The sequence below is a fragment of the Streptomyces sp. NPDC048825 genome, from assembly GCF_043198355.1.
GTDB lineage: Bacteria > Actinomycetota > Actinomycetes > Streptomycetales > Streptomycetaceae > Streptomyces > Streptomyces xiangluensis.
In genome coordinates this window covers 338,161-359,979 of record NZ_JBICUR010000003.1, presented here as the reverse complement: position 1 = coordinate 359,979, position 21,819 = coordinate 338,161, and the positions used below count along the sequence as shown (strand labels likewise).

General features: G+C 68.6%; 23 protein-coding genes. 13 read left to right on the top strand and 10 right to left on the bottom strand.

What is annotated here, in order from left to right; genetic code table 11:
- The first annotated feature begins 39 nt into the window (after positions 1–39).
- Positions 40–651 (top strand): TetR/AcrR family transcriptional regulator, encoded by a 612-nt coding sequence (locus ACGFNK_RS10295; RefSeq protein WP_393413860.1) that lies wholly within the window; start codon positions 40–42, stop codon positions 649–651.
- 25 nt (positions 652–676) lie between these two features.
- Here the strand turns inward: ACGFNK_RS10295 and ACGFNK_RS10290 are convergent, their stop codons facing one another.
- Positions 677–1,288 carry a GNAT family N-acetyltransferase gene (locus ACGFNK_RS10290; RefSeq protein ID WP_393413857.1) on the bottom strand — a complete coding sequence of 204 codons (612 nt, stop codon included), beginning with the start codon at positions 1,286–1,288 and terminating at the stop codon, positions 677–679.
- 229 nt (positions 1,289–1,517) lie between these two features.
- On the opposite strand from ACGFNK_RS10290, the gene ACGFNK_RS10285 reads away from it, so the two are divergent.
- The 3 genes from ACGFNK_RS10285 to ACGFNK_RS10275 all read left to right on the top strand — a co-directional run bounded on the left by ACGFNK_RS10285 (position 1,518) and on the right by ACGFNK_RS10275 (position 3,432).
- A complete protein-coding gene (locus ACGFNK_RS10285) occupies positions 1,518–1,751 on the top strand; it encodes a hypothetical protein (RefSeq protein WP_344389650.1) in 234 nt (77 codons plus the stop codon).
- Positions 1,752–1,921: 170 nt separating this feature from the next.
- Entirely contained in the window at positions 1,922–2,512 is a 591-nt protein-coding gene (locus ACGFNK_RS10280; RefSeq protein ID WP_393413854.1) for an N-acetylmuramoyl-L-alanine amidase, read from the top strand.
- A gap of 11 nt (positions 2,513–2,523) precedes the next feature.
- Positions 2,524–3,432: a 1-aminocyclopropane-1-carboxylate deaminase/D-cysteine desulfhydrase gene (locus tag ACGFNK_RS10275; RefSeq protein WP_393413852.1), complete on the top strand. Its 909-nt coding sequence runs from the start codon at positions 2,524–2,526 to the stop codon at positions 3,430–3,432.
- A gap of 13 nt (positions 3,433–3,445) precedes the next feature.
- Here the strand turns inward: ACGFNK_RS10275 and ACGFNK_RS10270 are convergent, their stop codons facing one another.
- Positions 3,446–5,044 (bottom strand): Na+/H+ antiporter, encoded by a 1,599-nt coding sequence (locus ACGFNK_RS10270; protein WP_393413849.1) that lies wholly within the window; start codon positions 5,042–5,044, stop codon positions 3,446–3,448.
- Positions 5,045–5,105: 61 nt separating this feature from the next.
- On the opposite strand from ACGFNK_RS10270, the gene ACGFNK_RS10265 reads away from it, so the two are divergent.
- The 3 genes from ACGFNK_RS10265 (at position 5,106) to ACGFNK_RS10255 (ending at position 7,130) form a co-directional block, all read left to right on the top strand.
- Complete coding sequence (locus ACGFNK_RS10265) at positions 5,106–5,366, top strand: UBP-type zinc finger domain-containing protein (protein ID WP_328768732.1); 261 nt, start codon at positions 5,106–5,108, stop codon at positions 5,364–5,366.
- Between the two features lie 253 nt (positions 5,367–5,619).
- Entirely contained in the window at positions 5,620–6,033 is a 414-nt protein-coding gene (locus ACGFNK_RS10260) for an anti-sigma regulatory factor (protein ID WP_033320057.1), read from the top strand.
- The gene (locus tag ACGFNK_RS10255) at positions 6,030–7,130 is read left to right on the top strand and encodes an RNA polymerase sigma factor SigF (protein WP_393413846.1); all 1,101 of its coding nucleotides are present in this window, start codon (positions 6,030–6,032) and stop codon (positions 7,128–7,130) included. Before ACGFNK_RS10260 ends, ACGFNK_RS10255 begins: the two co-directional genes overlap by 4 nt.
- 93 nt (positions 7,131–7,223) lie before the next feature.
- Here ACGFNK_RS10255 and ACGFNK_RS10250 read toward each other — a convergent pair whose 3' ends face one another.
- Entirely contained in the window at positions 7,224–7,673 is a 450-nt protein-coding gene (locus ACGFNK_RS10250) for a hypothetical protein (RefSeq protein WP_393413843.1), read from the bottom strand.
- A 90-nt stretch (positions 7,674–7,763) separates the two neighbouring features.
- On the opposite strand from ACGFNK_RS10250, the gene ACGFNK_RS10245 reads away from it, so the two are divergent.
- Together ACGFNK_RS10245 and ACGFNK_RS10240 are read left to right on the top strand one after the other, a co-directional pair.
- Positions 7,764–8,732 (top strand): diacylglycerol/lipid kinase family protein, encoded by a 969-nt coding sequence (locus ACGFNK_RS10245; RefSeq protein ID WP_386339135.1) that lies wholly within the window; start codon positions 7,764–7,766, stop codon positions 8,730–8,732.
- A 317-nt stretch (positions 8,733–9,049) separates the two neighbouring features.
- Positions 9,050–9,307 carry a WhiB family transcriptional regulator gene (locus tag ACGFNK_RS10240; protein WP_016639615.1) on the top strand — a complete coding sequence of 86 codons (258 nt, stop codon included), beginning with the start codon at positions 9,050–9,052 and terminating at the stop codon, positions 9,305–9,307.
- A 258-nt stretch (positions 9,308–9,565) separates the two neighbouring features.
- Here ACGFNK_RS10240 and ACGFNK_RS10235 read toward each other — a convergent pair whose 3' ends face one another.
- The gene (locus tag ACGFNK_RS10235; protein ID WP_386339312.1) at positions 9,566–11,029 is read right to left on the bottom strand and encodes a sensor histidine kinase; all 1,464 of its coding nucleotides are present in this window, start codon (positions 11,027–11,029) and stop codon (positions 9,566–9,568) included.
- 523 nt (positions 11,030–11,552) lie between these two features.
- On the opposite strand from ACGFNK_RS10235, the gene nagB reads away from it, so the two are divergent.
- Positions 11,553–12,338 (top strand): glucosamine-6-phosphate deaminase, encoded by a 786-nt coding sequence (gene nagB, locus ACGFNK_RS10230; protein ID WP_393413840.1) that lies wholly within the window; start codon positions 11,553–11,555, stop codon positions 12,336–12,338.
- Here the strand turns inward: nagB and ACGFNK_RS10225 are convergent.
- From ACGFNK_RS10225 to ACGFNK_RS10200, 6 genes are all read right to left on the bottom strand, one after another.
- Positions 12,335–12,880 carry a hypothetical protein gene (locus ACGFNK_RS10225; protein WP_393413837.1) on the bottom strand — a complete coding sequence of 182 codons (546 nt, stop codon included), beginning with the start codon at positions 12,878–12,880 and terminating at the stop codon, positions 12,335–12,337. The genes nagB and ACGFNK_RS10225 overlap by 4 nt on opposite strands.
- Positions 12,877–13,125, bottom strand: a complete 249-nt coding sequence (locus tag ACGFNK_RS10220) for a helix-turn-helix transcriptional regulator (protein WP_344389630.1) — start codon at positions 13,123–13,125, stop codon at positions 12,877–12,879. The genes ACGFNK_RS10225 and ACGFNK_RS10220 overlap by 4 nt, the downstream gene beginning before the upstream one ends.
- A 66-nt stretch (positions 13,126–13,191) precedes the next feature.
- Complete coding sequence (locus ACGFNK_RS10215) at positions 13,192–14,733, bottom strand: glycoside hydrolase family 3 protein (RefSeq protein WP_393413833.1); 1,542 nt, start codon at positions 14,731–14,733, stop codon at positions 13,192–13,194.
- 8 nt (positions 14,734–14,741) lie between these two features.
- Positions 14,742–15,653, bottom strand: coding sequence for a carbohydrate ABC transporter permease (locus ACGFNK_RS10210; RefSeq protein ID WP_393413830.1), 912 nt, complete (start codon positions 15,651–15,653; stop codon positions 14,742–14,744).
- The gene (locus tag ACGFNK_RS10205; RefSeq protein WP_393413826.1) at positions 15,650–16,645 is read right to left on the bottom strand and encodes a carbohydrate ABC transporter permease; all 996 of its coding nucleotides are present in this window, start codon (positions 16,643–16,645) and stop codon (positions 15,650–15,652) included. Before ACGFNK_RS10205 ends, ACGFNK_RS10210 begins: the two co-directional genes overlap by 4 nt.
- An 87-nt stretch (positions 16,646–16,732) precedes the next feature.
- Positions 16,733–18,034, bottom strand: coding sequence for a sugar ABC transporter substrate-binding protein (locus ACGFNK_RS10200; protein WP_393413823.1), 1,302 nt, complete (start codon positions 18,032–18,034; stop codon positions 16,733–16,735).
- Between the two features lie 342 nt (positions 18,035–18,376).
- Between ACGFNK_RS10200 and ACGFNK_RS10195 the strand changes: the two genes are divergently transcribed.
- From ACGFNK_RS10195 to ACGFNK_RS10185, 3 genes are all read left to right on the top strand, one after another.
- The gene (locus ACGFNK_RS10195) at positions 18,377–19,141 is read left to right on the top strand and encodes a GntR family transcriptional regulator (protein ID WP_344389620.1); all 765 of its coding nucleotides are present in this window, start codon (positions 18,377–18,379) and stop codon (positions 19,139–19,141) included.
- Positions 19,142–19,403: 262 nt separating this feature from the next.
- Entirely contained in the window at positions 19,404–21,542 is a 2,139-nt protein-coding gene (locus ACGFNK_RS10190; protein WP_393413818.1) for a carbon starvation CstA family protein, read from the top strand.
- Positions 21,514–21,714, top strand: a complete 201-nt coding sequence (locus ACGFNK_RS10185) for a CstA-like transporter-associated (seleno)protein (protein ID WP_393413815.1) — start codon at positions 21,514–21,516, stop codon at positions 21,712–21,714. Before ACGFNK_RS10190 ends, ACGFNK_RS10185 begins: the two co-directional genes overlap by 29 nt.
- Positions 21,715–21,819 lie beyond the last annotated feature (105 nt).

The following is a 21,819-nucleotide window of genomic DNA, read 5'->3' as shown; positions in this document are numbered from 1 at the left end:
GTTTCCGGTACGAGGACCAAGTGGGAGAGGGGCTTCCGGATGGTGAGGAACCCGGAGCGCAGAGCCGCCCTGGTGGACGCCGGTGTGGAGGTGCTGGCGCGGGAGGGGGCGCGCGGGCTGACGTTCCGCGCGGTGGATGCGGAGGCCGGGGTGCCGGTGGGCACCGCCTCGAACTACTTCACCGGCCGCGACGACCTGCTGCGCCAGATCGACGCGCGGCTGCACGAGCGGCTCGCGCCGGACCCGGACGTCCTGGCCGAGCTGATGAAAGCGCCGAAGGACCGCTCGCTGGTCACGGCGTTCATGCACGATCTCATGGCGCGGGCGCAAGGCGACCGTACGGGTTATCTGGCCCTCCTGGAGATGCGCCTCGAGGCCACGCGGCGCCCGGAGCTGCGGGCCTCATACACGAAGACGATCCGTGGCGATCTCGAGTACGGCATGGAGTTCCACCGCGAGGCCGGGCTCCCCGGCGGCGACGAGACCGTGACGGTGCTGTATCTCGCCATGCTCGGCCTGATCCTTGAGCACCTGACACTGCCGGGAGTACTGGAGGGCGTACTCCCCGGAGTGAGCGTGCCGGACGGCCTGGTGGAACGGATCGTGGCGACGATCGTGCCGGAGTCCGACGCCGGGTCCGGGCAGCCTTGAAGGCGGGCGCGCCGGGGGCGTTCCGTCAGGAGCGCGTGACTGGATCGCGCCACATCGGCCACATGGTCGGACCGTCGGGCAGTTCGACCGTGCGGCCCATGAACGTGAAGCCGAGGCGTTCGTACAGGGCGCGGCTACGGGCGTTGCTCGCCTCCAGGTACGCCCCGAGGGCCTCGCGGTCGCATCGGTCGAGGATGTGCTGGATGAGCGCCGTACCAAGGCCCTCGTTCTGCCGCTCCGGAGCCACGCCGATCATCCACAGATACTCGTGGGCCGTGCCCGCCGGGTGCACCTGGGCCGTCAACTGGCCGATCTGCTCGATCCGTTCGTTGTCCGGATCGACGGCCTCGCGCACGTTCGCGGCCCCGTCCCCGTCTTCGCCCTCCCCCTCCTCGTGAGCCTCCGCGGGCACCGGCAGCCACAGCGCGCAGGCCGAGCCGTCCTCGGTGACATCCACGTAGCCCTCTTCCAGCACGATGCCGAGGAAGGCTCCCATCAGCAGGGGGTGCGTACGGCGGCGATCCTCCGCGTCGGGGAAGACCCAAATACTCACCGGGTCGTCCAGAAAAGCGTGGTCCAGAAGCCGCGTGACAGCCTCCCGATCGCCTTCCCCGGCTCTGCGAATCGCCACGCCCACGCCCTGTACCTCCGCCTCAACCACCCGTCGTCACCCGGCTGTTGCAGCCTACGTGAACCGTATAGACACCATCACTCGAATGTGCAGGGTTGGATCTTCGATAAAGGGGCACATCGTAGGACTTGCCGGCCAGGGCCTCCGCCGACCGGGTGCACGGACATTTCGGCCGGGAACACCAAGATCGGGCCGGGCGTTGGACCAGCGACGGACGAACGACGAGGAGACAGCAATGGCAGGCTTCCTGGACCGCGCCAAGGAACAAGCACAGCGCGGCCTCACACAGGGCAAGCAGAAGATCGACGAAGTGCAGGCCCAGCGGGCGGGCGGCGATCTGCTCAAGAGTCTCGGCGCGGCCTACTACGCCGAGCGGCACGGCACCGGCTCCCCCGACGCGACGCAGCGCGCCCTCCAGGCCCTGGAGAGCCACATCGCGACGCACGGCGACGGAGTACTGCGCTCCTGACGCGAACCGTCCGTACCGCCGGCCATGGACCGTCGAGCGGCGGTCAACTGACCGAATCGGCTCGTACGCCGTGCGAACAAGTGGTCCACGACGTGGAGTTCCGGGTAAAAGCGGCGGTACGAGGCGGTCGCGATGGGTGGCCGTCGCGCCCCCCATGTAAGGAGGCGGTCATGGCCTCACCCATGTCCGCGGGCAGATTCCTGGAGCGACTGCGGGACGAAGGTTGCACCGTCGTCGAAGTAGGCGACTGGGAACATCACAACCGCAATCACAAGGGCCCCTGGGGCCCGGTCCACGGCGTGATGATCCACCACACGGTGACCCGGGGCAGCCGGCGGACGGTCGAGATCTGCCGCGACGGCTACAGCAGCCTGCCAGGACCGCTGTGCCACGGCGTCATCACCAAGGACGGCCGAGTCCACCTCGTCGGCTACGGCCGCGCCAACCACGCCGGGCTCGGCGACGACGACGTACTGCGCGCGGTCATCGCCGAGCGGGGCCTCCCGAGGGACAACGAGGCGAACACCGACGGCAACCGCCACTTCTACGGCTTCGAGTGCGAGAACCTCGGCGACGGCGTGGACCCCTGGCCCGCGGCCCAGCTGGAGGCGATCGAGCGGGCCGCGGCGGCGGTCTGCCGTCACCATGGCTGGAATGAACGCTCGGTGATCGGCCACCTCGAATGGCAGCCGGGCAAGGTCGACCCCCGCGGCTTCACCATGGCCTCCATGCGCGCACGCATCCGCGACCGCCTGAACTGACGAGCAACCCAGTGACCTCCGAAGCGCTCGACCCCGCCAATCTGCGGCCGCGCCTGCCGTCGCCGCTGCGGGACGTCGTGGACGAGCGCTTCGCGCGGCACGGCGTACGGCTGCTGCTCAAGCGGGACGACCTGATCCACCCGGACCTGGTGGGCAACAAGTGGCGCAAGCTGGCCCCGAACCTGAGCGCCGCGGCGGGCCGTACGGTCCTCACCTTCGGCGGCGCCTACTCGAACCACCTGCGCGCCACCGCCGCCGCGGGCCGCCTCCTGGGACTGCCCACCCTCGGCGTGATCCGCGGCCAGGAGCTGGCCGACCGCCCCCTCAACCCCTCCCTGGCCCGGTGCGCGGCCGACGGCATGCGGCTGCACTTCATCGACAGATCGACCTACCGTCGCAAGACCGAGCCGGAAACGATGGCCGCCATCCTCAGGGAGGCGGGCGCCGCGGACGCGTACGTGGTCCCCGAGGGCGGCAGCAACTCCCTTGCTGTACGCGGCTGTACGGCCCTTGGCGAGGAGCTGCGCGGCCACGCCGACGTCATCGCGCTCGCCTGCGGCACGGGCGGCACACTCGCGGGCCTGGCCGCGGGACTCGGCCCCGGTCAGCGCGCCCTGGGCATCCCCGTCCTCAAAGGCGGCTTCCTCGACGCGGAGATACGCACCCTCCAGCACCGGGCCTTCGGCGGGCCGCGCGGTGACTGGTCCCTCGACGACCGCTTCCACTGCGGCGGTTACGCCCGCACCACCCCCGAACTCGACGCCTTCGCAGCCGACTTCGAGCAGCGCCACGGCCTGCCCGTCGAGCGCCTCTATGTCGCGAAAATGCTGTACGGGCTTCTGACGCTCACGGAGGAAGGCGCCTTCCCGCGCGGGACGACCCTCGCGGCCGTGATCACGGGGGCGCCCTTCACCCCGTAACCGGCCACCGCCCTCAGGTCGCCGACTCCCGGTAGGCGGCCGCCTCCTCCAGGTCCAGCCGGCGCAGCAGCGTCCGCAGCATCTCGTCGTCGATGTAGCGGGCGTCGCGCAGCTTCACGAACACCTCGCGCTCGGCGCTGATCATCTCGCGCGCCAGGCGGCGATACGTGTCGTCCACGGTTTCCCCGGTCACCGGGTTCACCGAGCCGAGCCGCTCCCACACGGCGTTGCGGCGCCGCTCCAGAACCGAGCGGAGGCGCTCGGCGAGCGGGGGCGGCAGGGCGTTGCGCTCGTCCTCGAGGAGTTCGTCCAGGTGCCGCTCGGCGGCCCGGGAGGCCTGCGCCTGGGCGTTCGCCTCCGCGAGCGTCTCCGCCTGTGCGTCGCGCCCGGGCAGCTTCAGCATGCCGATCAGCGGGGGCAGCGTCAGCCCCTGCACGACCAGCGTCCCAATGACCGTCGTGAAGGTCAGGAAGAGGATGAGATTGAGTCCGGGAAAGTCCTCGCCGCCGTGCATCGTCGGCGGGATCGAGAACGCGATGGCGAGCGAGACGACACCCCGCATCCCGGCCCAGCCGACGATGAACGGCCCCTTCCAGGTGGGGTTCTCCTCCCGCTCCCGGATCCGCCGGGACAGCATGCGCGGTAGGTACGTCGCGGGATACACCCATACGAAGCGGGCGCCGACGACCACCAGGAAGAGGGCCACCGCGTACCAGACGGCCCTGGCACCCTCGTACTCCCCGAGCCCCTTCAGGACGATCGGCAGTTGCAGACCGATCAGCGCGAAGACCGCCGACTCCAGGATGAACGCGACCATCTTCCACACCGCCTCCTCCTGGAGCCGGGTGGCGAAATCGACCTGCCAGGAGCGGTGCCCGAGGTAGAGGGCGACGACGACCACGGCGAGCACTCCGGAGGCGTGCACCTGCTCGGCGACCGCGTACGCGAAGAAGGGGATCAGCAAGGAGAGGCTGTTCTGCAGCAGCGCCTCCTTCAGGTGGGTACGCAGCCAGTGGATCGGCACCATCAGCAGGAGCCCGATCCCGATGCCGCCGAGCGCCGCGACCAGGAACTCTCCGATGCCGCCCGCCCAGGTCGCGCCCTCCCCGACGGCGGCGGCGAGCGCCACCTTGAAAGCGGTGATCGCGGTCGCGTCGTTCACCAGGGACTCGCCCTGCAGGATCGTGGTGAGCCGCGAGGGCAGCCCGACCCGGCGGGCGACCGCCGTCGCCGCCACCGCGTCCGGCGGCGCCACCACCGCGCCGAGCACCAGAGCGGCGGTGAGCGGCAGGTCCGGCACGATCAGATACGCGGCCCAGCCGACGACGAGCGTCGCGAACAGCACGTACCCCACCGACAGCAGCGCCACGGGCCGTATGGACGCCCGAAGATCGAGATACGAGCTGTCGGTGGCCGCCGTGTACAGCAGCGGGGGCAGCAGCAGCGGCAGCACCACGTCGGGGTCGAGGGTGTACTCGGGCACCCCGGGGACGTACGAGACGGCCAGGCCCACTGTGACGAGCAGCAGGGGCGGAGGGACCGGAGTGCGGCGGGCCGCACCGGCCACCACGGCGCAGCCCGCGATCAGCAGCAGCAGGGGCATCACATGCATCGGTTTCGGCCCGCCTTCGTTCTTGAGCTGTTTTCGCCGCGCCCGACGTAACCTGGCAATCATGAAACAGTGCACGCACACCGCGTCGCTGCCGCGTCCGGAACCCGGACCGCTCAGCGAGACCTGCGTCGAGTGCCGTGCCGCGGGCACGCACCCGGTGCAGCTCCGGCTGTGCCTGGACTGCGGTCACGTAGGCTGCTGCGACACGTCGCCGATGAGGCACGCGACAGAGCACCACAAGGAGACAGGACACCCGATGATGCGCTCACTCGAGCCCGGTGAGAGCTGGCGATGGTGCTTCGTCGACCACGTCATCGTGTGACCCCGGATCCGTAAGATTCGACGGTCTGACGCCTGGGTACGTCAACCCGGCGCACGCTCTTCCCAATTGGGCCCGCAGACCCCTAGCCACTGTGCGTATAACTATGTTTACTATGAGTGACAACAACGGGGTTGGGGTCCCGGGGACAGAAAACCTGAGAGCGCGGTAGCGTCACCGCTGAACCACGTAGCGCGTTACCCCGAGGGGCGACCCTCGGCCCCCCGAAAGAGCTTGTACCACCTTGGAGGTGAGGGTGTCCCAGATCGCAGGCGAGCCCGCGACCCAGGACTTCGTGGAAGTCCGGCTGCCGGCTGCGGGTGCCTACCTGTCGGTGCTGCGTACGGCCACGGCCGGCCTCGCGGCGCGTTTGGACTTCACCCTCGACGAGATCGAGGACCTGCGCATCGCGGTCGACGAGGCCTGCGCGATCCTGCTGCAGCAGGCCGTGCCCGGCTCGGTACTCAGCTGTGTCTTCCGCCTGATCGACGACTCGCTGGAGGTGACGGTCTCGGCCCCGACCACCGACGGCCACGCCCCTTCGCGGGACACGTTCGCCTGGACCGTGCTGTCGGCCCTCGCGGGCAAGGTGTCCTCCTCGGTCGCCGACGACAAGACCGTTTCGATCAGCCTCTACAAACAGCGCGGCGCGGGACCCGGGCCGGCGTGAGGAACGGGGACGGGCCGGTGCGGGACGAAGAGCGCGGCACACGAGAACTTCCCGCTGAGGGCGCCGGCGGCCTGAGCGGGCCCCGAAGCATGGCGGCGGAGGGTGTCGACGGCATCCCCGAGCAGCAGGCCCGGCCGCACCCGGAGGACGACTCCTCGGCGGCCGGGGCGCCTCTGATCGGGGTTCCAGGGGGATCTCCCGGGACGGAGTCTGGGGGAGCGCCCCCGGAAGGGCGGCTGCGGGTGACGGGCGGGACTATGAGCGAGCAGCACGAGCAGCACGAGCGACACTCGGGCAACGGCACCGAGAGCGCCTCGGGCGTACAGCACGTACGGCACGACCCCCACGACCGCAGCGGGGCGCGGGCCAAGTTCATCGAGCTGCGCAAGCTGCCGGACGGCAGCCCGGAGTACGCGGAGCTGCGCAACCAACTGGTCCGGATGCATCTCCCGCTCGTCGAGCATCTCGCGCGCCGCTTCCGCAACCGCGGCGAGCCGCTGGACGACCTCACGCAGGTCGCCACCATCGGCCTGATCAAGTCGGTCGACCGCTTCGACCCGGAGCGCGGCGTCGAGTTCTCCACGTACGCGACGCCGACGGTGGTCGGCGAGATCAAGCGGCACTTCCGCGACAAGGGCTGGGCGGTGCGCGTCCCGCGCCGGCTCCAGGAGCTGCGGCTGGCGCTCACCACGGCCACCGCGGAGCTCTCGCAGCAGCACGGCCGCTCCCCCACCGTGCACGAGCTGGCCGAGAAGCTGGCCATCTCGGAGGAGGAGGTCCTGGAGGGCCTGGAGTCGGCCAACGCGTACTCCACGCTCTCCCTGGACGTCCCCGACACGGACGACGAGTCCCCGGCGGTCGCGGACACACTGGGCGCCGAGGACGAGGCCTTGGAGGGCGTCGAGTACCGCGAGTCCCTGAAGCCGCTCCTGGAGGATCTGCCTCCGCGCGAGAAGCGGATCCTGCTGCTGCGCTTCTTCGCCAACATGACCCAGTCGCAGATCGCCCAGGAGGTCGGCATCTCCCAGATGCACGTCTCCCGCCTCCTGGCCAGGACACTGGCCCAGCTGCGGGAGAAGCTGCTCGTCGAGGAGTAGGGCGTCGGCACGGGTCTGATCTACGAGGCTGTTCTTGTACGGGCCTCTTGTACGAGCCTCTTGTCGGGCCTTGTACGAGCCGGAATGCGCCGGTTACTTCTGGTCCTGCACGTTCCCGGGTCCGCGGATCCCGAGGGCCCGGGTCGTCTCCGGGTTCAGCAGGAGCACCAGCGCCGCGACCGCGACGACGGCAAGGGCGATACCGCCCGGGATGGCCAGGCTGTCGGCCTGGAGAAGAGTCCAGGCCACCGGCAGCGCCATGATCTGCGTGATGATCGCGGGCCCCCGGCTCCAGCTGCGCTGCCTGAGCAGCCCGCGCGCCGCCACCAGTGGCAGCAGCGCGAGCACGACCAGCGTGACCCCGCCCGTGACGGCCTGCTGCCGGTCGTCCGGGTCACCGGCAAGCCCCATCACCAGGATGTAGACGCCTGCCGCGACCAGGGCGAGGCCCTCAAGAGCGGCCAGCGCCGCCGCGGCGGTCAGCCGTCCGGGGCGGGGGCCCGTCTCGGGTGCGTCCGGGGTGGGGGTCTTCGCAGAGCTCACCCCTGAAGGGTAGCCCTCGGCTCCCCACCCCCGGCCGCCTGATCCCCCTCGGTATGGGCCGAGTACCGACAGGTAGGTACGCTGCATCGCATGCGTGCACTTCTTGTGGTCAATCCGGCAGCTACTACCACCAGCGCACGCACGCGTGACGTCTTGATCCATGCCCTGGCGAGCGAGATGAAACTCGAGGCGGTCACCACCGAGTACCGCGGGCACGCCAAGGACCTCGGCCGGCAGGCGGCGGAGAGCAAGGACATCGAACTGATCGTGGCCCTCGGCGGCGACGGCACGGTCAACGAGGTCGTGAACGGCCTGCTGCACCAGGGCCCCGACCCGGACCGCCTGCCCCGCCTCGCCGTGGTCCCCGGCGGCTCCACCAACGTCTTCGCCCGCGCCCTGGGCCTGCCCAACGAGCCCGTCGAGGCCACCGGCGCCCTGCTCGACGCGCTGCGCGAGGGCCGGGAACGCACGGTCGGCCTCGGTATCGCGGCCGGCACTCCGGGCACCGAGGACGAGGCGGTCCCCTCCCGATGGTTCACGTTCTGCGCGGGCTTCGGCTTCGACGCGGGCGTGATAGGCCGGGTCGAGCAGCAGCGAGAGCGGGGCAAGCGTTCCACACACGCCCTTTATCTGCGCCAGGCGGTACGCCAGTTCCTGGACGAGCCCCATCGCCGGCACGGCATGATCACCATGGAGAGAGCCGGTGAGGATCCGGTGTCCGATCTGGTGATGTCCATCGTCTGCAACACCTCGCCTTGGACGTATCTCGGCAATCGCCCGGTGTATGCATCACCTAAGGCCTCGTTCGAAACCGGCCTGGACGTGCTGGGTCTCAGCCGGATGTCCACGGCAGCCGTCGCCCGATATGCCACGCAGTTGCTCACTTCGTCCCCCGAGCAGGGCCCCCATGGCAAGCACGCCTTGTCCCTGCACGATCTGACGGACTTCACCTTGCATTCGAAGGTGCCACTCCCCCTTCAGATGGACGGCGACCATCTGGGACTGCGTACGAGCGTGACGTTCACAGGCGTTCGCCGTGCACTGCGTGTGATTGTGTGAGCAGAAGGGGCTAAAGTCCTTTCACTCGAACGTTTAGGCCAGGGTCCACCCCATGGAAGTACGGCTGTGACCTAGTCGACACCGAGGAATCAAAAAAAACTTTCCAGAAGGGGTTGTATCCGCCGCTGAGGTTTGCGAGTCTCTACGTGGCGCTCGGGACGGCCCGCAAAATCGGCCCCACAGAGAGCCAGAACCCCTCCTCACATCAAGGACCACGCCAGTCCGCCTGGCGGTCGGCCCTTCACTTGTTGAGGGATTCGTGAAAGCGTTCACATTCACAAGCAACCTGCATGTAATACCAAGGAGAGGTAGCAGCCATGGACTGGCGTCACAACGCCGTTTGCCGCGAGGAAGACCCCGAGCTCTTCTTCCCCATCGGCAACACCGGTCCTGCGCTGCTGCAGATCGAGGAAGCCAAGGCCGTCTGCCGCCGCTGCCCCGTCATGGAGCAGTGCCTGCAGTGGGCGCTCGAGTCCGGCCAGGACTCCGGCGTCTGGGGTGGTCTCAGCGAGGACGAGCGCCGCGCCATGAAGCGCCGCGCCGCCCGCAACCGGGCCCGTCAGGCCTCCGCCTGACAACCCGCCCCGCAACAGCCTGAGCTTGGCGGCGCGTACGGCGAGTACGCATCTCCCGCCCCCGAGCCGCAGCGCGCAGTACCACCGCCGAAGCGCAAGCGTATGAGCAATGAGTCTTGGATCACTTCGTGATCCAAGACTCATTGCTGTGTATGGGCTCGGTTGGAAGGCCGGTCCGAAGCTGCGGGTCCGTTGCAGCATGGTCGTGCCCCGCGCCGGAGCCGCACATGTCACAGTCCCGCGCCTCTTACGGGGCGCTCAGTGTGCCCGGATCGGGATGTCCAGGATCACCTGCGTGCCGCGGTCGGGGGCCGGGATCATGTCGAAGGTGCCGCCCAACTCGCCCTCCACCAGGGTTCGTACGATCTGCAGGCCGAGGTTGCCTGAGCGCTGGGGGTCGAAGCCCGGTGGAAGGCCGATGCCGTCGTCCTGGACGGTGACCAGGAGGCGGGTCTGCTTCGTGGTGCCGCCGCGGACCGCCGAGACCTCTACGGTGCCGCGGTCGCCCTCGCGGAAGCCGTGCTCGAGCGCGTTCTGCAGAACTTCCGTGAGGACCATGGAGAGGGGGGTCGCGACTTCGGCGTCGAGTATGCCGAAGCGGCCGGTGCGCCGGCCCGTGACCTTGCCCGGGGAGATCTCGGCCACCATGGCGAGAACGCGGTCGGCGATTTCGTCGAACTCCACACGCTCGTCGAGGTTCTGAGAGAGCGTCTCATGCACGATCGCGATCGATCCGACGCGGCGTACGGCCTCTTCGAGGGCTTCGCGGCCCTTGTCGGAGTCGATACGGCGGGCCTGGAGCCGCAGCAGGGCCGCGACCGTCTGGAGGTTGTTCTTCACCCGGTGGTGGATCTCCCGGATGGTCGCATCCTTGGTGATCAACTCGCGCTCGCGGCGCCGGAGTTCGGTGACATCCCGCAGGAGTACGAGTGAACCGACCCGCGTCCCCTTGGGTTTGAGCGGGATCGCGCGGAGCTGGATCACGCCGTCGTCGCTCTCGATCTCGAACTCGCGGGGCGCCCAGCCACTGGCGACCTTGGCCAGCGCCTCGTCCACCGGGCCGCGGGACGGGGCCAGTTCGGCGGTGGTCTTGCCGAGGTGGTGGCCGACGAGGTCGGCGGCGAGGCCGAGGCGGTGGTACGCGGACAGCGCGTTCGGCGAGGCGTACTGGACGAGGCCGTCCGCGTCCAGCCGGATCAGGCCGTCGCCCACCCGGGGCGAGGCGTCCATGTCTACCTGCTGGTCCGGGAACGGGAAGGAGCCCGCCGCGATCATCTGGGCGAGGTCGGACGCGCTCTGGAGATAGGTGAGTTCCAGCCGTGAAGGAGTGCGCACGGTGAGCAGGTTGGTGTTGCGGGCGATGACACCCAGGACGCGACCCTCCCTGCGTACGGGGATGGACTCGACCCGTACGGGGACCTCCTCGCGCCACTCCGGGTCGCCCTCGCGCACGATCCGGCCCTCGTCGTGGGCGGCGTCCAGCATGGGGCGGCGGCCGCGGGGGACGAGGTGGCCGACCATGTCGTCCTGGTACGAGGTGGGGCCGGTGTTGGGGCGCATCTGCGCGACCGAGACATAGCGGGTGCCGTCGCGCGTGGGGACCCACAGGACGAGGTCGGCGAAGGAAAGATCGGAGAGAAGCTGCCACTCCGAGACCAGCAGGTGGAGCCACTCGAGATCGGAGTCACCGAGGGCGGTGTGCTGGCGGACGAGGTCGTTCATGGAGGGCACGGGTGCGAGCGTACCCGTCGTGTACGACAAGCCCCGAAATCGGCAACCGTGCGACCCCGGAAACACCCGCGGGCCGCGGCGCCTGAGAGGGACCCTCAACCCTCCCGGCACCGCAGCCCGGAGCAGCAACGGCCGTGGGGTGTGCGGTCCCGGTCGGCCGAAGGATGAGGAGCCGGCGCAGTCAGGGCAGAGAGCCCCGGTTCCTCGGTCCGTCTTCCTGTGCGGGGAAGACGGAGGCTTGGTCGGTCAGACTGCTTGATCGTTCCGTTGCGCTTTCAAGCTTTGTCCGTGCAATTGTGGACTAGACCACTCTGCCATGTCTACGCGTTGACGGATGTTTGTTGTTGTCTCTTTATCCAACAACCTCGCGCTCAGCATCCACCACGCACCCTAACCCCGGAGGGTTCAGGAGTGGGAGCAGATTGCAGTTCTGCTAGATTGGTCTAAACCACAGAGTCGTTGAGTCCCCCCTCTTTCAGATCTCCTTCAGATCCTTCAGAACGGCAGGCCCAGCGTGGAAGTTGTCATCGTTCCGGACGCCGCGGCAGGTGGCGAGCTCATCGCCGAGGCCATGGCGGACCTGCTCCGTCGCAAGCCCGACGCCCTGCTAGGGGTGGCCACCGGGTCGACTCCGTTGCCCATTTACGAGGCGCTGGCGGCGAAGGTGCGTGCCGGGGCCCTGAATGTCTCGCGGGCTCGGATCGCACAGCTCGACGAGTACGTGGGACTGCCGGCCGAGCATCCGGAGTCGTACCGCTCGGTGCTGCGGCGTGAGGTGCTGGAGCCGCTCGGGGTCGGGATGGACCAGTTCACGGGGCCGGACGGCACGGCCGAGGACGTGCAGGGGGCGTGCGAGGCGTACGACAAGGCGCTCACGGACGCCGGGGGCGTGGACCTTCAGCTGCTCGGGATCGGTACCGACGGGCACATAGGGTTCAACGAGCCGTGTTCGTCGCTGGCGTCGCGCACGCGGATCAAGACGCTGACCGAGCAGACCCGGATCGACAACGCGCGCTTCTTCGACGGCGACATCGAGCAGGTGCCGCACCACGTGATCACGCAGGGCATCGGCACCATCCTGGAGGCCCGGCACCTGGTGCTGCTCGCCACCGGCGAGGGCAAGGCGGACGCGGTCGCGGCGACGGTGGAGGGGCCGGTCGCCGCGGTGTGCCCCGCGTCCGCGCTCCAGCTCCACCCGCATGCGACCGTCGTGGTCGACGAGGCCGCCGCGTCGAAGCTGAAGCTGGCGGACTACTTCCGGCACACCTACGCCAACAAGCCGGAGTGGCAGGGCATCTAGCGGCCGAGCGCCGCCGCCTCCAGGGTCTCGTCATCGGCCGGCTCGTCCTGGGCCCGCAGGCCGGCCACCCACAGCGGCATGACCCAGTGGACTACGAGGACGGCGATGAGGAGGGGTGCGGCGTAGGCCTTCGGGGCGTTGCCGTCGACGCCGCCTGTGATCAGCAGGGCGGCCGCCGTCGCGGCCAGGAGCAGGGTCGTCATGCGGTGGGCCCGGGCCAGGACGCGGCTGCGTTCCGCCGACTGCCGCTCGTCCAGTACGTGTTCGCGCAGCTCCAGCAGGCCCTTGGTGGCGCCGTTGACGACCCCGGTCGCGACCATCCAGGGCAGCAGGAGCACCGCCATCGCGGCTACGGGCCACAGCGGCTCGCCCTTGGCCAGGAAGAAGTGGGTCATCAGTCCGCTGATGGCCACGGTGAGCGTGATGTGCGCGGCGACTGCCAGGCGTCGGCGTGCCGCCGTGGCGTACCAGGCCTGGCCGCGACCGTCGTTCATGAGCCGCAGCATGCGCCGGTCGTAGCGGCTCATTCGCGTCGTCGTCATGGCTGTTTCCTCCCGTAGACCTCGTCCGTGAGCGGCCGGAACGGTTCGAGGGAGAACAGGGCCTCGACCGGGAGATCGAAGAACTTCGAGATCTTCAGTGCCAGGTCGAGGCTCGGGTTGTACTGCCCTCGCTCGATGTAGCCGATGGTCTGGTAGTGGGCTCCCACTGCCTCGGCCAGGCTCTGGCGCGACACCTTCCGTTCGGCGCGCACCATGGCCAATCTGTTGTGCACCTGCTCGCTCATATATAAGAAGTACTACATTCGGAAGCGGCCTTGCAACCCGCTTCGACGGGTCGCCGTGCCACCCGCCTACAAACCGGCGATCACCTCGGCCGCCGCCCGGCCGCAGACGCGGGCCGCGCCGTGGGTGGCGATGTGCAGGGCGCCGCGGGGTGTTGCTTGGGGGACGCCCATTTCGACCACGATGGTGTCGGGGCGGGCGGCGAGCAGGGTGTCGAGGGCAGAGGCCATCCAGGGGTGGCGGTGTTCGTCGCGGACCACGGCGACGATGCGGCGTGGGCCGGCGGCTGCCAGCGCTTCGGTTCCGGCCCGGTCCCTCGCGAAGCTCCCCGTCTCCGTGCCCGGCAGCAGGCGGCGCAGTTCGGCGGCGACGCCCCAGGGGGTCTCGTCGCCCACGGCGAAGTTGGCGACGGGGGTGAAGGCGGCGACGTACGGCGCCCCCGCGAGGGGCACGAAGTGCTCCGCACGCGTGACTGTCAGCGCACGCCGCGCCGCGACCAGGCCGACGTCGGCACGGGGCGCCCTGTCGGAACGCCCGGCCGACGCGGACAACGGCCCCGGCTCCGAAGCCGCTCCCTGCCCGGAATCGCGCTCCGCCGCCGAAGCCGTCCAGGCCGCCAGCGCTCGTACGCGCGCCGCCGCGTCCGCCAGCCGTTCCTCGGCCAGCTCACCCGAGCGCACGGCCGCGACCAGCGCGTCCCGAAGCCGCAGCACCGTCTCGTCGTCCGCGAGCCCCCCGCCCACACAGATGGCGTCGGCGCCCGCGGCGATCGCGAGGACACTGCCCCGTTCGATGCCGTACGTGCCGGAGACGGCCTGCATTTCCATGCCGTCGGTGACGATCAGACCGTCGTAGCCCAGTTCCTCACGCAGCAGCCCGGTCAGGATGCGGGGCGAGAGGGTCGCGGGGCGTTCCGGGTCCAGCGCCGGGACCACGATGTGCGCGGTCATCACCGCGCGCGTGCCCGCCTCGATGGCCGCGCGGAACGGGGCCAGCTCCCGGGCCTGCAGAACCGACAACTCCGCGTCGATGCGCGGCAGCGCGTGGTGCGAGTCGACCGCCGTGTCGCCGTGGCCCGGGAAGTGCTTGGCGCAGGCGGCGACTCCGGCGGACTGGAGGCCACCGACGTACGCGGCCGTGTGCCGGGCGACCAGGGACGCGTCGGCGCCGAAGGAGCGTACGCCGATGACCGGGTTGCCGGGGTCGGAGTTGATGTCGGCGGACGGGGCCCAGTTGAGGTTGACGCCGCAGGCGGCCAGGCGGCGGCCGAGTTCGGCGGCGACCTCCCGGGTCAGCGCGACGTCGTCCACCGCGCCCAGCGCGTGGTTGCCCGGGAACGACGATCCCGTACGCACCTCCAGGCGCGTGACGTCACCGCCCTCCTCGTCGATGGCGACCAGGACGTCGTCGCGCTCGGCGCGCAACTGGGCGGTCAGGGAGGCGAGTTGGTCGGGCGAGGCGATGTTCCGGCCGAAGAGGCCGACCGATGCCAGCCCCTCCCCCAGGCGCCGCAGCAGCCAGGAGGGAGCCGAGGTTCCGGTGAAGCCTGGCTGCAGGACGGCGAGGGCATCGCGGGTCAGGGTGGAGGTTCCATCGGTGAGTGTCGTCATCGGTGGCGTTATCCCTTCACGGCGCCGGAGGTGAGGCCGGAGGCCATTTTCTTCTGGACGAACATGAAGAAGACGACAACCGGGAGGGCGATGAGTGTCGAGGCGGCCATCAGCGCGCCGTAGTCGACGCCGCGGGACGTGGTGAAGTTCATCAGCCACACGTTCAGGGTGTACTTGTCGTTGTCCTGGAGCACCACGTAGGCGAGCAGGTACTCGTTCCACGCGTTGATGAGCGAGAAGATCGAGGCCGCGGCGAGGCCCGGAGCGAGCAGGGGGAAGATGACGCGCCAGAAGGCGCCCATCCGGCTACAGCCGTCGACCATCGCCGACTCCTCAAGCTCCTTGGGGATGTTGATGACGAAGCCGCGGATCATCCAGGTGGCGAAGGGCAGCGCGGAGACCAGGTAGATGACGATGACGCCCCAGTACTCGTTGAGCGCGCCCAGGCCGTTGAGCTGGATGTAGATGGGGATGAGCATCGCGGTCGGCGGCAGCAGCTGGATCACCAGAAGCGTGATCATGAACGCCTTGCGGCCCAGGAAGTGGAACCGTCCGATCGCGAAGGCTGCGATCGTCGACAGCAGCATCGCCCCGACCACGGCGGTGACGCAGATGATCAGGCTGGACTGGATCGCCGAGCCGAAGTGGGGAGCGTCGATCGCCCGCTTGAAGTTGTCGAAGGTGATCGAGGACGGCCACAGAGTCTGGTCGTAGCTGCGGATCTCGTGGTTGGGGCGCAGGGCGCTGACCACCAGCCAGTAGACCGGGAAGGCCATGACGAGCAGGGCGACGACGCCGACGAGGTTGTAGACGTGCCGGCTCTTCTTCTTGTGGTCCGGGCGCGGTGCCGGACGGCGCCCCAGGCGGGGTGGTGACGGGCGGGCAGGCGGCCCGGGGCGCGTGGACGTCGTGGCGCTCACTCGACCTCTCCGATCTTGAGCAGTTGGCGCAGGTAGTACACGGCCACGCCGGAGAGCAGCAGCACCGTGATCAGGGAGATGGCCGCGCCCTGGCTGAAGGAGTTGGACTCGAAGGCCTTCTCGAACGAGTAGATGCCCAGGAGGCTGTACTCGGGCTCCGGTTCGTTGCCGCGCATCAGGAAGACCTGGCCGAAGACGTTGAAGTCCCAGATCACCGAGAGCGTGGCGACCATCTGGAAGACCGGCTTGATGACGGGCCAGGTGACGTAGCGGAACACACCGAACGCGCCCGCGCCGTCCAGCGCCGCCGCTTCCTCGAGTTCCCTGGGCACCTGGGTGAGGGCGGCGTAGAGGGTGATGGTGACGAACGGGATGGCGCCCCAGATGACGACGGCGGCGATGATCAGGAAGCCCTGCTTGGGGTCGAGCCACCAGTTGTGGCCGCGGAAGTCGAGCCCCAGATACTTCGTCAGCACCATATTTACGACGCCGTAGTCGGAGTCGGCGAACCAGCGGAAGATCGAGGTCGCCACGAGCAGCGGCATGGCCCAGGCGGCGACCAGTGCCGCGGTCAGGGCGAGCCGGATCCATGTGCTCATGCGCTGCATGGCCTGGGCGAGGAGAAGCCCCCCGCCCATGGTGGCGACGACGCAGGCGACCATGAACAGCACCGTGCGCCATACGACGTCCCAGAACTCGCCGTCGCCGAGGATGTTGGTGAACTGCTCGAAGCCGACCCACTCGGCAGCCTGGCCCGTCCAGAGCTCCCGGCGGCCCACGTCCTGGAAGGACATGATCACCGTCTTGACGAGCGGCCACAGGAACACCGCGGCGATCGCGACGACGGTCGGGGCTATCAGGGCGTACGGCAGATAGGCGCCCGCTCGCCTCCTCGGCGCTCTCCCGGCCGCCGCCCGCGGGGTGTCGTGGTGCGCGGGCGGCGGCGGGACGGACACCGGAGGGGCGGGTGCTTTCGTTTCGGCGGCACTCACTGTGCTGGCCTTCCGTTCGAACCGGTACCGGGGTGCGGGGACAGCGGGCCCGGGGGGTTGGCCCGCCGTCCCCGACGGATCAAGGCGTCAGGAGACCTCGTTGATCAGCTCGTCGATCTCCGCGTCGGCGGCCTTGGTGGCCTCCGCGACCGACATGCCCTTGAGGATGTCGAGCAGCATCAGCTCGAGCGTTTCCTTCTTCTCGACCGCGGCCCAGCCCGGCGCGATGGGCGTGAACCAGGCGTCCGGTACAGCGTTCGCGATCGGAGCCGTCTCCGGCTTCGTCTTCAGCGGCTCCAGCTGCTTGGTGTTGTTCGGCAGGATGTTCTTCTCGGCGAGCGCGGCCTCGGACTTCTCACTGGTGAAGATGGAGATCCAGTCCTGTGCCAGGTCCTGGTTCTCGGACTTGGAGATGGTGGCCAGGTCGGAGCCGCCGATGAAGGAAGGCAGCGCCTTGCCGTTCGGGCCGGGCATGCCGGCCGTGACGATCTTGTCCTTCAGCTTGGGGTTGCCGTTGGCCGCCGGGTCGATGACGCTGCCGGACTCCCAGCCGTTGCCGTAGATCAGGGCCGTCTTCTCGTTGGCCATGACGTTGGCGTGGTCCTCCTCGGCCTTGGTCTGGTCGCCGTTGTTGTACTTCTTGACCAGGTCGACGTAGTGCTGGATGCCCTGCTGCGCCTCCGGCGAGGAGAGCGTGGCCTTCCACTTCTTGCTGCCCTCGTCGTACTCGGCGATCTGACCGCCGTAGGCGGCGACGTACGACATGGCGGCGTACCAGTAGCGGCCCGGCAGATAGAGGGGCGAGAACGCCTTGTCCTTCTTGCCGTACTTGGTCCCGAGCTTGCCGAGCGCCTTGGTCAGGTCGGCCTCGGTCTCGGGGATCGTGTCCTTGCCGGTGGCGGCCTTGAACATGTCCTTGTTGTAGATCGCCACACGCGCACCGGCGTAGTAGGGCACGCAGTACATCTTGCCCTCGTAGGAGCAGGTGTCCTTCAGGCCGTCGATCCAGGCGTCGGAGTTGTCGTACTTCTTCTCGTCGATCTCGCCGAGGGCCCCGTTGAGGATGTACGTCATGGTCTCGGTGTTGCCGAGCTCGACCACGTCGGGGAACTTGTCGCCGGACAGGGCGGCGTCCAGCTTCTTGGTCTTGTCGCCCCACTGCTGGTACTGGACGTTGACCTTGACGCCCGGGTACTTCTCGCTGAACTCGGTATTGGCCTGCTTGACCAGCTCCGGCCAGCTCGTCTGGGCGTCCACCATCAGCCAGACCGTCAACTCGCCCTTGCGGTCCTTGGGATCCTCGGCCGCCTTGCTGCCGCCGCCTCCGCACGCCGCGATGGAAACCATCATGCCCGCGACACCGACGGCCGCGATGAGCTTGCGCTTCATGTCACCCCTCCTCGCCTGGCCACCAGTGGTGTAGACCAGTAGCGGAAGATTGGCCTAGACCTAGAGGGGTGTCAATGGAGAGCAGGCCCGTCCGGACGTCCGTTACGAGAACTACATATTCAAGAACCTTTAAGCAGGAAAGTGGCAAAAAGAGCAGGTGAGTTCACTGGAACCGGGTGGACCACTTCAAGGTGGTGGACTAGACCAGAGGGAACGGCGAAAGATATACAGGGGAGATCACGGAGCGTACGAGGGACACTCGCACGACAGGCCGTGCCACGATGTGAGCCGTGCCGACGGGTACGTCGGCCGCATCGGCACCAGGAGCCGGGAAGGCAGAGAATGAGCACCGACGTCAGCAGTGCGGAGAACGAGGGTGGGTCCCCCATCCGTACCGCGCGTGTGCCCAAGTACTACCGCCTCAAGAAGCACCTGCTCGACATGACGGAGACGCTGCCGCCCGGAACGTCCGTACCCCCCGAGCGCACTCTGGCCGCCGAGTTCGACACCTCACGCACCACCGTCCGCCAGGCCCTCCAGGAACTCGTCGTCGAGGGGCGGCTCGAACGCATCCAGGGCAAGGGCACCTTCGTCGCCAAGCCGAAGGTCTCCCAGGCCCTCCAACTCACCTCGTACACCGAGGACATGAGGGCCCAAGGGCTCGAACCCACCTCGCAGCTCCTGGACATCGGCTACGTCACCGCCGATGACACCCTCGCCGGGCTGCTCGACATCTCGGCGGGCGGCCGGGTCCTGCGCATCGAGCGGCTGCGCATGGCCAACGGCGAGCCGATGGCGATCGAGACGACGCATCTGTCCGCGAAGCGCTTCCCGGCGCTGCGCAGGTCACTCGTCAAGTACACGTCGCTGTATACGGCGTTGGCCGAGGTGTACGACGTCCGTCTCGCCGAGGCCGAGGAGACCATCGAGACCTCCCTGGCCACCCCGCGCGAGGCCGGCCTGCTCGGCACGGACGTGGGCCTGCCCATGCTGATGCTGTCGCGGCACTCGCTGGACAAGGACGGCCAGCCGGTGGAGTGGGTGCGGTCGGTGTACCGGGGGGACCGGTACAAGTTCGTGGCGCGGCTGAAGCGGCCCGCGGAGTAGAAGCCGGGTAACGCTGTGTCGGCTGGGGGTCCGGGGCCCGCGGCGGAGCCGCCGATGTCACAGCCCCCGGGACGATGCAGCGTGGCGCGGCTGAAGCGGCCTCAGGAGTAGATCTCCAGTAGGCCGCGAGCGGGCCGCCGCAAAGTCCCTGCGGGGTAGGCCAGTTCGTACGGCGCGAAACTACTGGTGCACGCGGTGTGGCGCTGTTCCCTCACCTGTTTTACGGTCCTCCCCGTCATCGCATGGACGGGAGGACGACCCGGTGCGCACTGCGAACACTCGATCCATCGTCATCTGGACGCTCGTCGCGCTGGTGGGCGCGGCGGGCTGGGCCGTACTGGCGCTCTCGCGCGGCGAGGAGGTGTCGGCCGCCTGGATGGTGGCGGCGGCTCTCGGCTCGTACGCCATCGCCTATCGCTTCTACTCGAAGTTCATCGCGAACAAGGTCCTCAAGGTCGACAAGACCCGCGCCACGCCCGCCGAGCGGCTCAACAACGGAATCGACTTCCATCCGACGGACCGGCGCGTGCTGCTCGGCCATCACTTCGCGGCGATCGCCGGCGCGGGCCCGCTGGTGGGGCCCGTACTGGCCGCGCAGATGGGGTACTTGCCCGGCACCATCTGGATCATCGCCGGCGTGATCTTCGCGGGCGCCGTGCAGGACATGGTGGTGCTGTTCTTCTCGACGCGCCGCGACGGCAGGTCGCTCGGGCAGATGGCGCGCGAGGAGATCGGGCCGTTCGGCGGGGCCGCGGCCCTGCTCGCCGCCTTCGCCATCATGATCATCCTGCTCGGGGTGCTGGCTCTGGTCATCGTCAATGCCCTCGCCGAGTCGCCTTGGGGAACCTTCTCCATCGCGATGACGATCCCGATCGCCCTGCTGATGGGCTTCTATCTGCGGGTCCTGCGGCCAGGACGGGTCACCGAGGTCTCACTGATCGGCATCGCGCTGCTGCTGCTCGCGCTGGTCTCCGGGCGGTGGGTCGCGGAATCGTCCTGGGCCGACACCTTCACGCTGGCGCCCTCGACCCTCGTGATCTGGCTGGTGGCGTACGGCTTCATCGCCTCGATCCTGCCCGTGTGGATGCTGCTGGCGCCGCGGGACTACCTCTCCACGTTCATGAAGATCGGCACCATCTTCCTGCTCGCGCTCGGCGTCGTGATCGCCCTGCCGACGCTGAAGATGGACGCGGTCACGGACTTCGCCTCACGCGGTGACGGTCCGGTCTTCGCGGGCTCGCTCTTCCCGTTCGTCTTCATCACCATCGCCTGCGGGGCGCTGTCCGGCTTCCACTCCCTCATCTCCTCGGGTACGACGCCGAAGATGATCCAGAAGGAGACGCAGGTACGGATGATCGGGTACGGCTCCATGCTCATGGAGTCCTCGGTCGCGGTCATGGCACTGATAGCGGCGTCGATCATCGACCCGGGTCTGTACTTCGCGATGAACGCGCCGGCCGGTGTCATCGGGGACTCGGTGCAGAACGCCTCGCAGGTGGTCGGGAGTTGGGGCTACCAAATATCCCCGGAGGACCTGGCGGCGGCGGCGCGGAACGTCGAGGAGGCGTCCCTGCTGTCGCGGACCGGCGGTGCGCCCACGCTCGCGATCGGCATCTCGGACATCTTCTCCCAGATCACCGGGGACAGTCTGCGCGCTTTCTGGTACCACTTCGCGATCATGTTCGAGGCACTGTTCATCCTGACCGCGCTCGACGCCGGCACGCGTGTGGGCCGCTTCATGCTCCAGGACACGCTCGGAAATCTCTACAAGCCCTTCAAGAACGTGAGCTGGAAGCCCGGCCTCGTCATCACCAGCGGCATCGTCTGCGGTCTGTGGGGCTATTTCCTGTGGGTGGGCGTCCATGAACCGCTCGGCGGCATCAACCAGCTGTTCCCGATCTTCGGCATCTCCAACCAGCTGCTCGCGGCGGTCGCACTGGCCGTCTGTACGACGCTGCTGGTGAAGTCCGGGCGCCTCAAGTGGGCCTGGGTCACCGGGATTCCGCTCGCCTGGGACGCCACGGTGACGCTGACGGCGAGCTGGCAGAAGGTGTTCTCCAGCGATCCGCGCGTCGGCTTCTTCAAGCAGCGCTCGGTCTACCAGGACGCCATCGACCGGGGTGAGGTGCTCGCGCCCGCCAAGAACATGGACGACATGCGCACCGTGGTCACCAACTCCACCGTGGACGGCGTCCTTTCGGCGGTCCTCGCGCTGCTCATCGTGATCGTGATCGTGGACGCGGCCAGGGTATGCATCAGGCATGTACGCCGCCCCGCGCTGTCCACGCTCAGCGAGGCGCCGTACGTGGAATCGAAGATCGTCGCCCCGGCCGGGCTGATCCCGACCCGTCAGGAGAAGGAGGAGGAGCGCGATGCTGTCGGGGCTGCTCCGGATTCTTAGGTCCGTGCGGTGGTACGTACGGGAGTTGACCGACGAATCCGCGTACGACCGCTATGTCACCCATGTTCGTACGACGCATCCGGACGCGCTCGTACCGTCCCGTCGCGAGTTCGAGCGGGAGCGGACGGAACGTCAGGAGGCTGACCCCAGGCGGGGGTTCCGCTGCTGCTGATCACGCGCGACTGCCGATCACACACGGTCGCCACTGAATGCGCACAATTACTTCCGCATTCCGGACGGGGGTTCCATAAGGCGGAACTGTCCTTTAGATTTCCTG

Coding starts and splice junctions, on each gene's coding strand:
- ACGFNK_RS10240 (WP_016639615.1), top strand. CDS start 9,050: ATGGACTGGCGTCACAACGCCGTTTGCCGCGAGGAAGACCCCGAGCTC.
- ACGFNK_RS10265 (WP_328768732.1), top strand. CDS start 5,106: ATGAAACAGTGCACGCACACCGCGTCGCTGCCGCGTCCGGAACCCGGA.
- ACGFNK_RS10225 (WP_393413837.1), bottom strand. CDS start 12,880: ATGACGACGACGCGAATGAGCCGCTACGACCGGCGCATGCTGCGGCTC.
- ACGFNK_RS10245 (WP_386339135.1), top strand. CDS start 7,764: ATGCGTGCACTTCTTGTGGTCAATCCGGCAGCTACTACCACCAGCGCA.
- ACGFNK_RS10280 (WP_393413854.1), top strand. CDS start 1,922: ATGGCCTCACCCATGTCCGCGGGCAGATTCCTGGAGCGACTGCGGGAC.
- ACGFNK_RS10220 (WP_344389630.1), bottom strand. CDS start 13,125: ATGAGCGAGCAGGTGCACAACAGATTGGCCATGGTGCGCGCCGAACGG.
- ACGFNK_RS10270 (WP_393413849.1), bottom strand. CDS start 5,044: ATGCATGTGATGCCCCTGCTGCTGCTGATCGCGGGCTGCGCCGTGGTG.
- ACGFNK_RS10185 (WP_393413815.1), top strand. CDS start 21,514: ATGCTGTCGGGGCTGCTCCGGATTCTTAGGTCCGTGCGGTGGTACGTA.
- ACGFNK_RS10215 (WP_393413833.1), bottom strand. CDS start 14,733: ATGACGACACTCACCGATGGAACCTCCACCCTGACCCGCGATGCCCTC.
- ACGFNK_RS10285 (WP_344389650.1), top strand. CDS start 1,518: ATGGCAGGCTTCCTGGACCGCGCCAAGGAACAAGCACAGCGCGGCCTC.
- ACGFNK_RS10195 (WP_344389620.1), top strand. CDS start 18,377: ATGAGCACCGACGTCAGCAGTGCGGAGAACGAGGGTGGGTCCCCCATC.
- ACGFNK_RS10200 (WP_393413823.1), bottom strand. CDS start 18,034: ATGAAGCGCAAGCTCATCGCGGCCGTCGGTGTCGCGGGCATGATGGTT.
- ACGFNK_RS10235 (WP_386339312.1), bottom strand. CDS start 11,029: ATGAACGACCTCGTCCGCCAGCACACCGCCCTCGGTGACTCCGATCTC.
- ACGFNK_RS10295 (WP_393413860.1), top strand. CDS start 40: ATGGTGAGGAACCCGGAGCGCAGAGCCGCCCTGGTGGACGCCGGTGTG.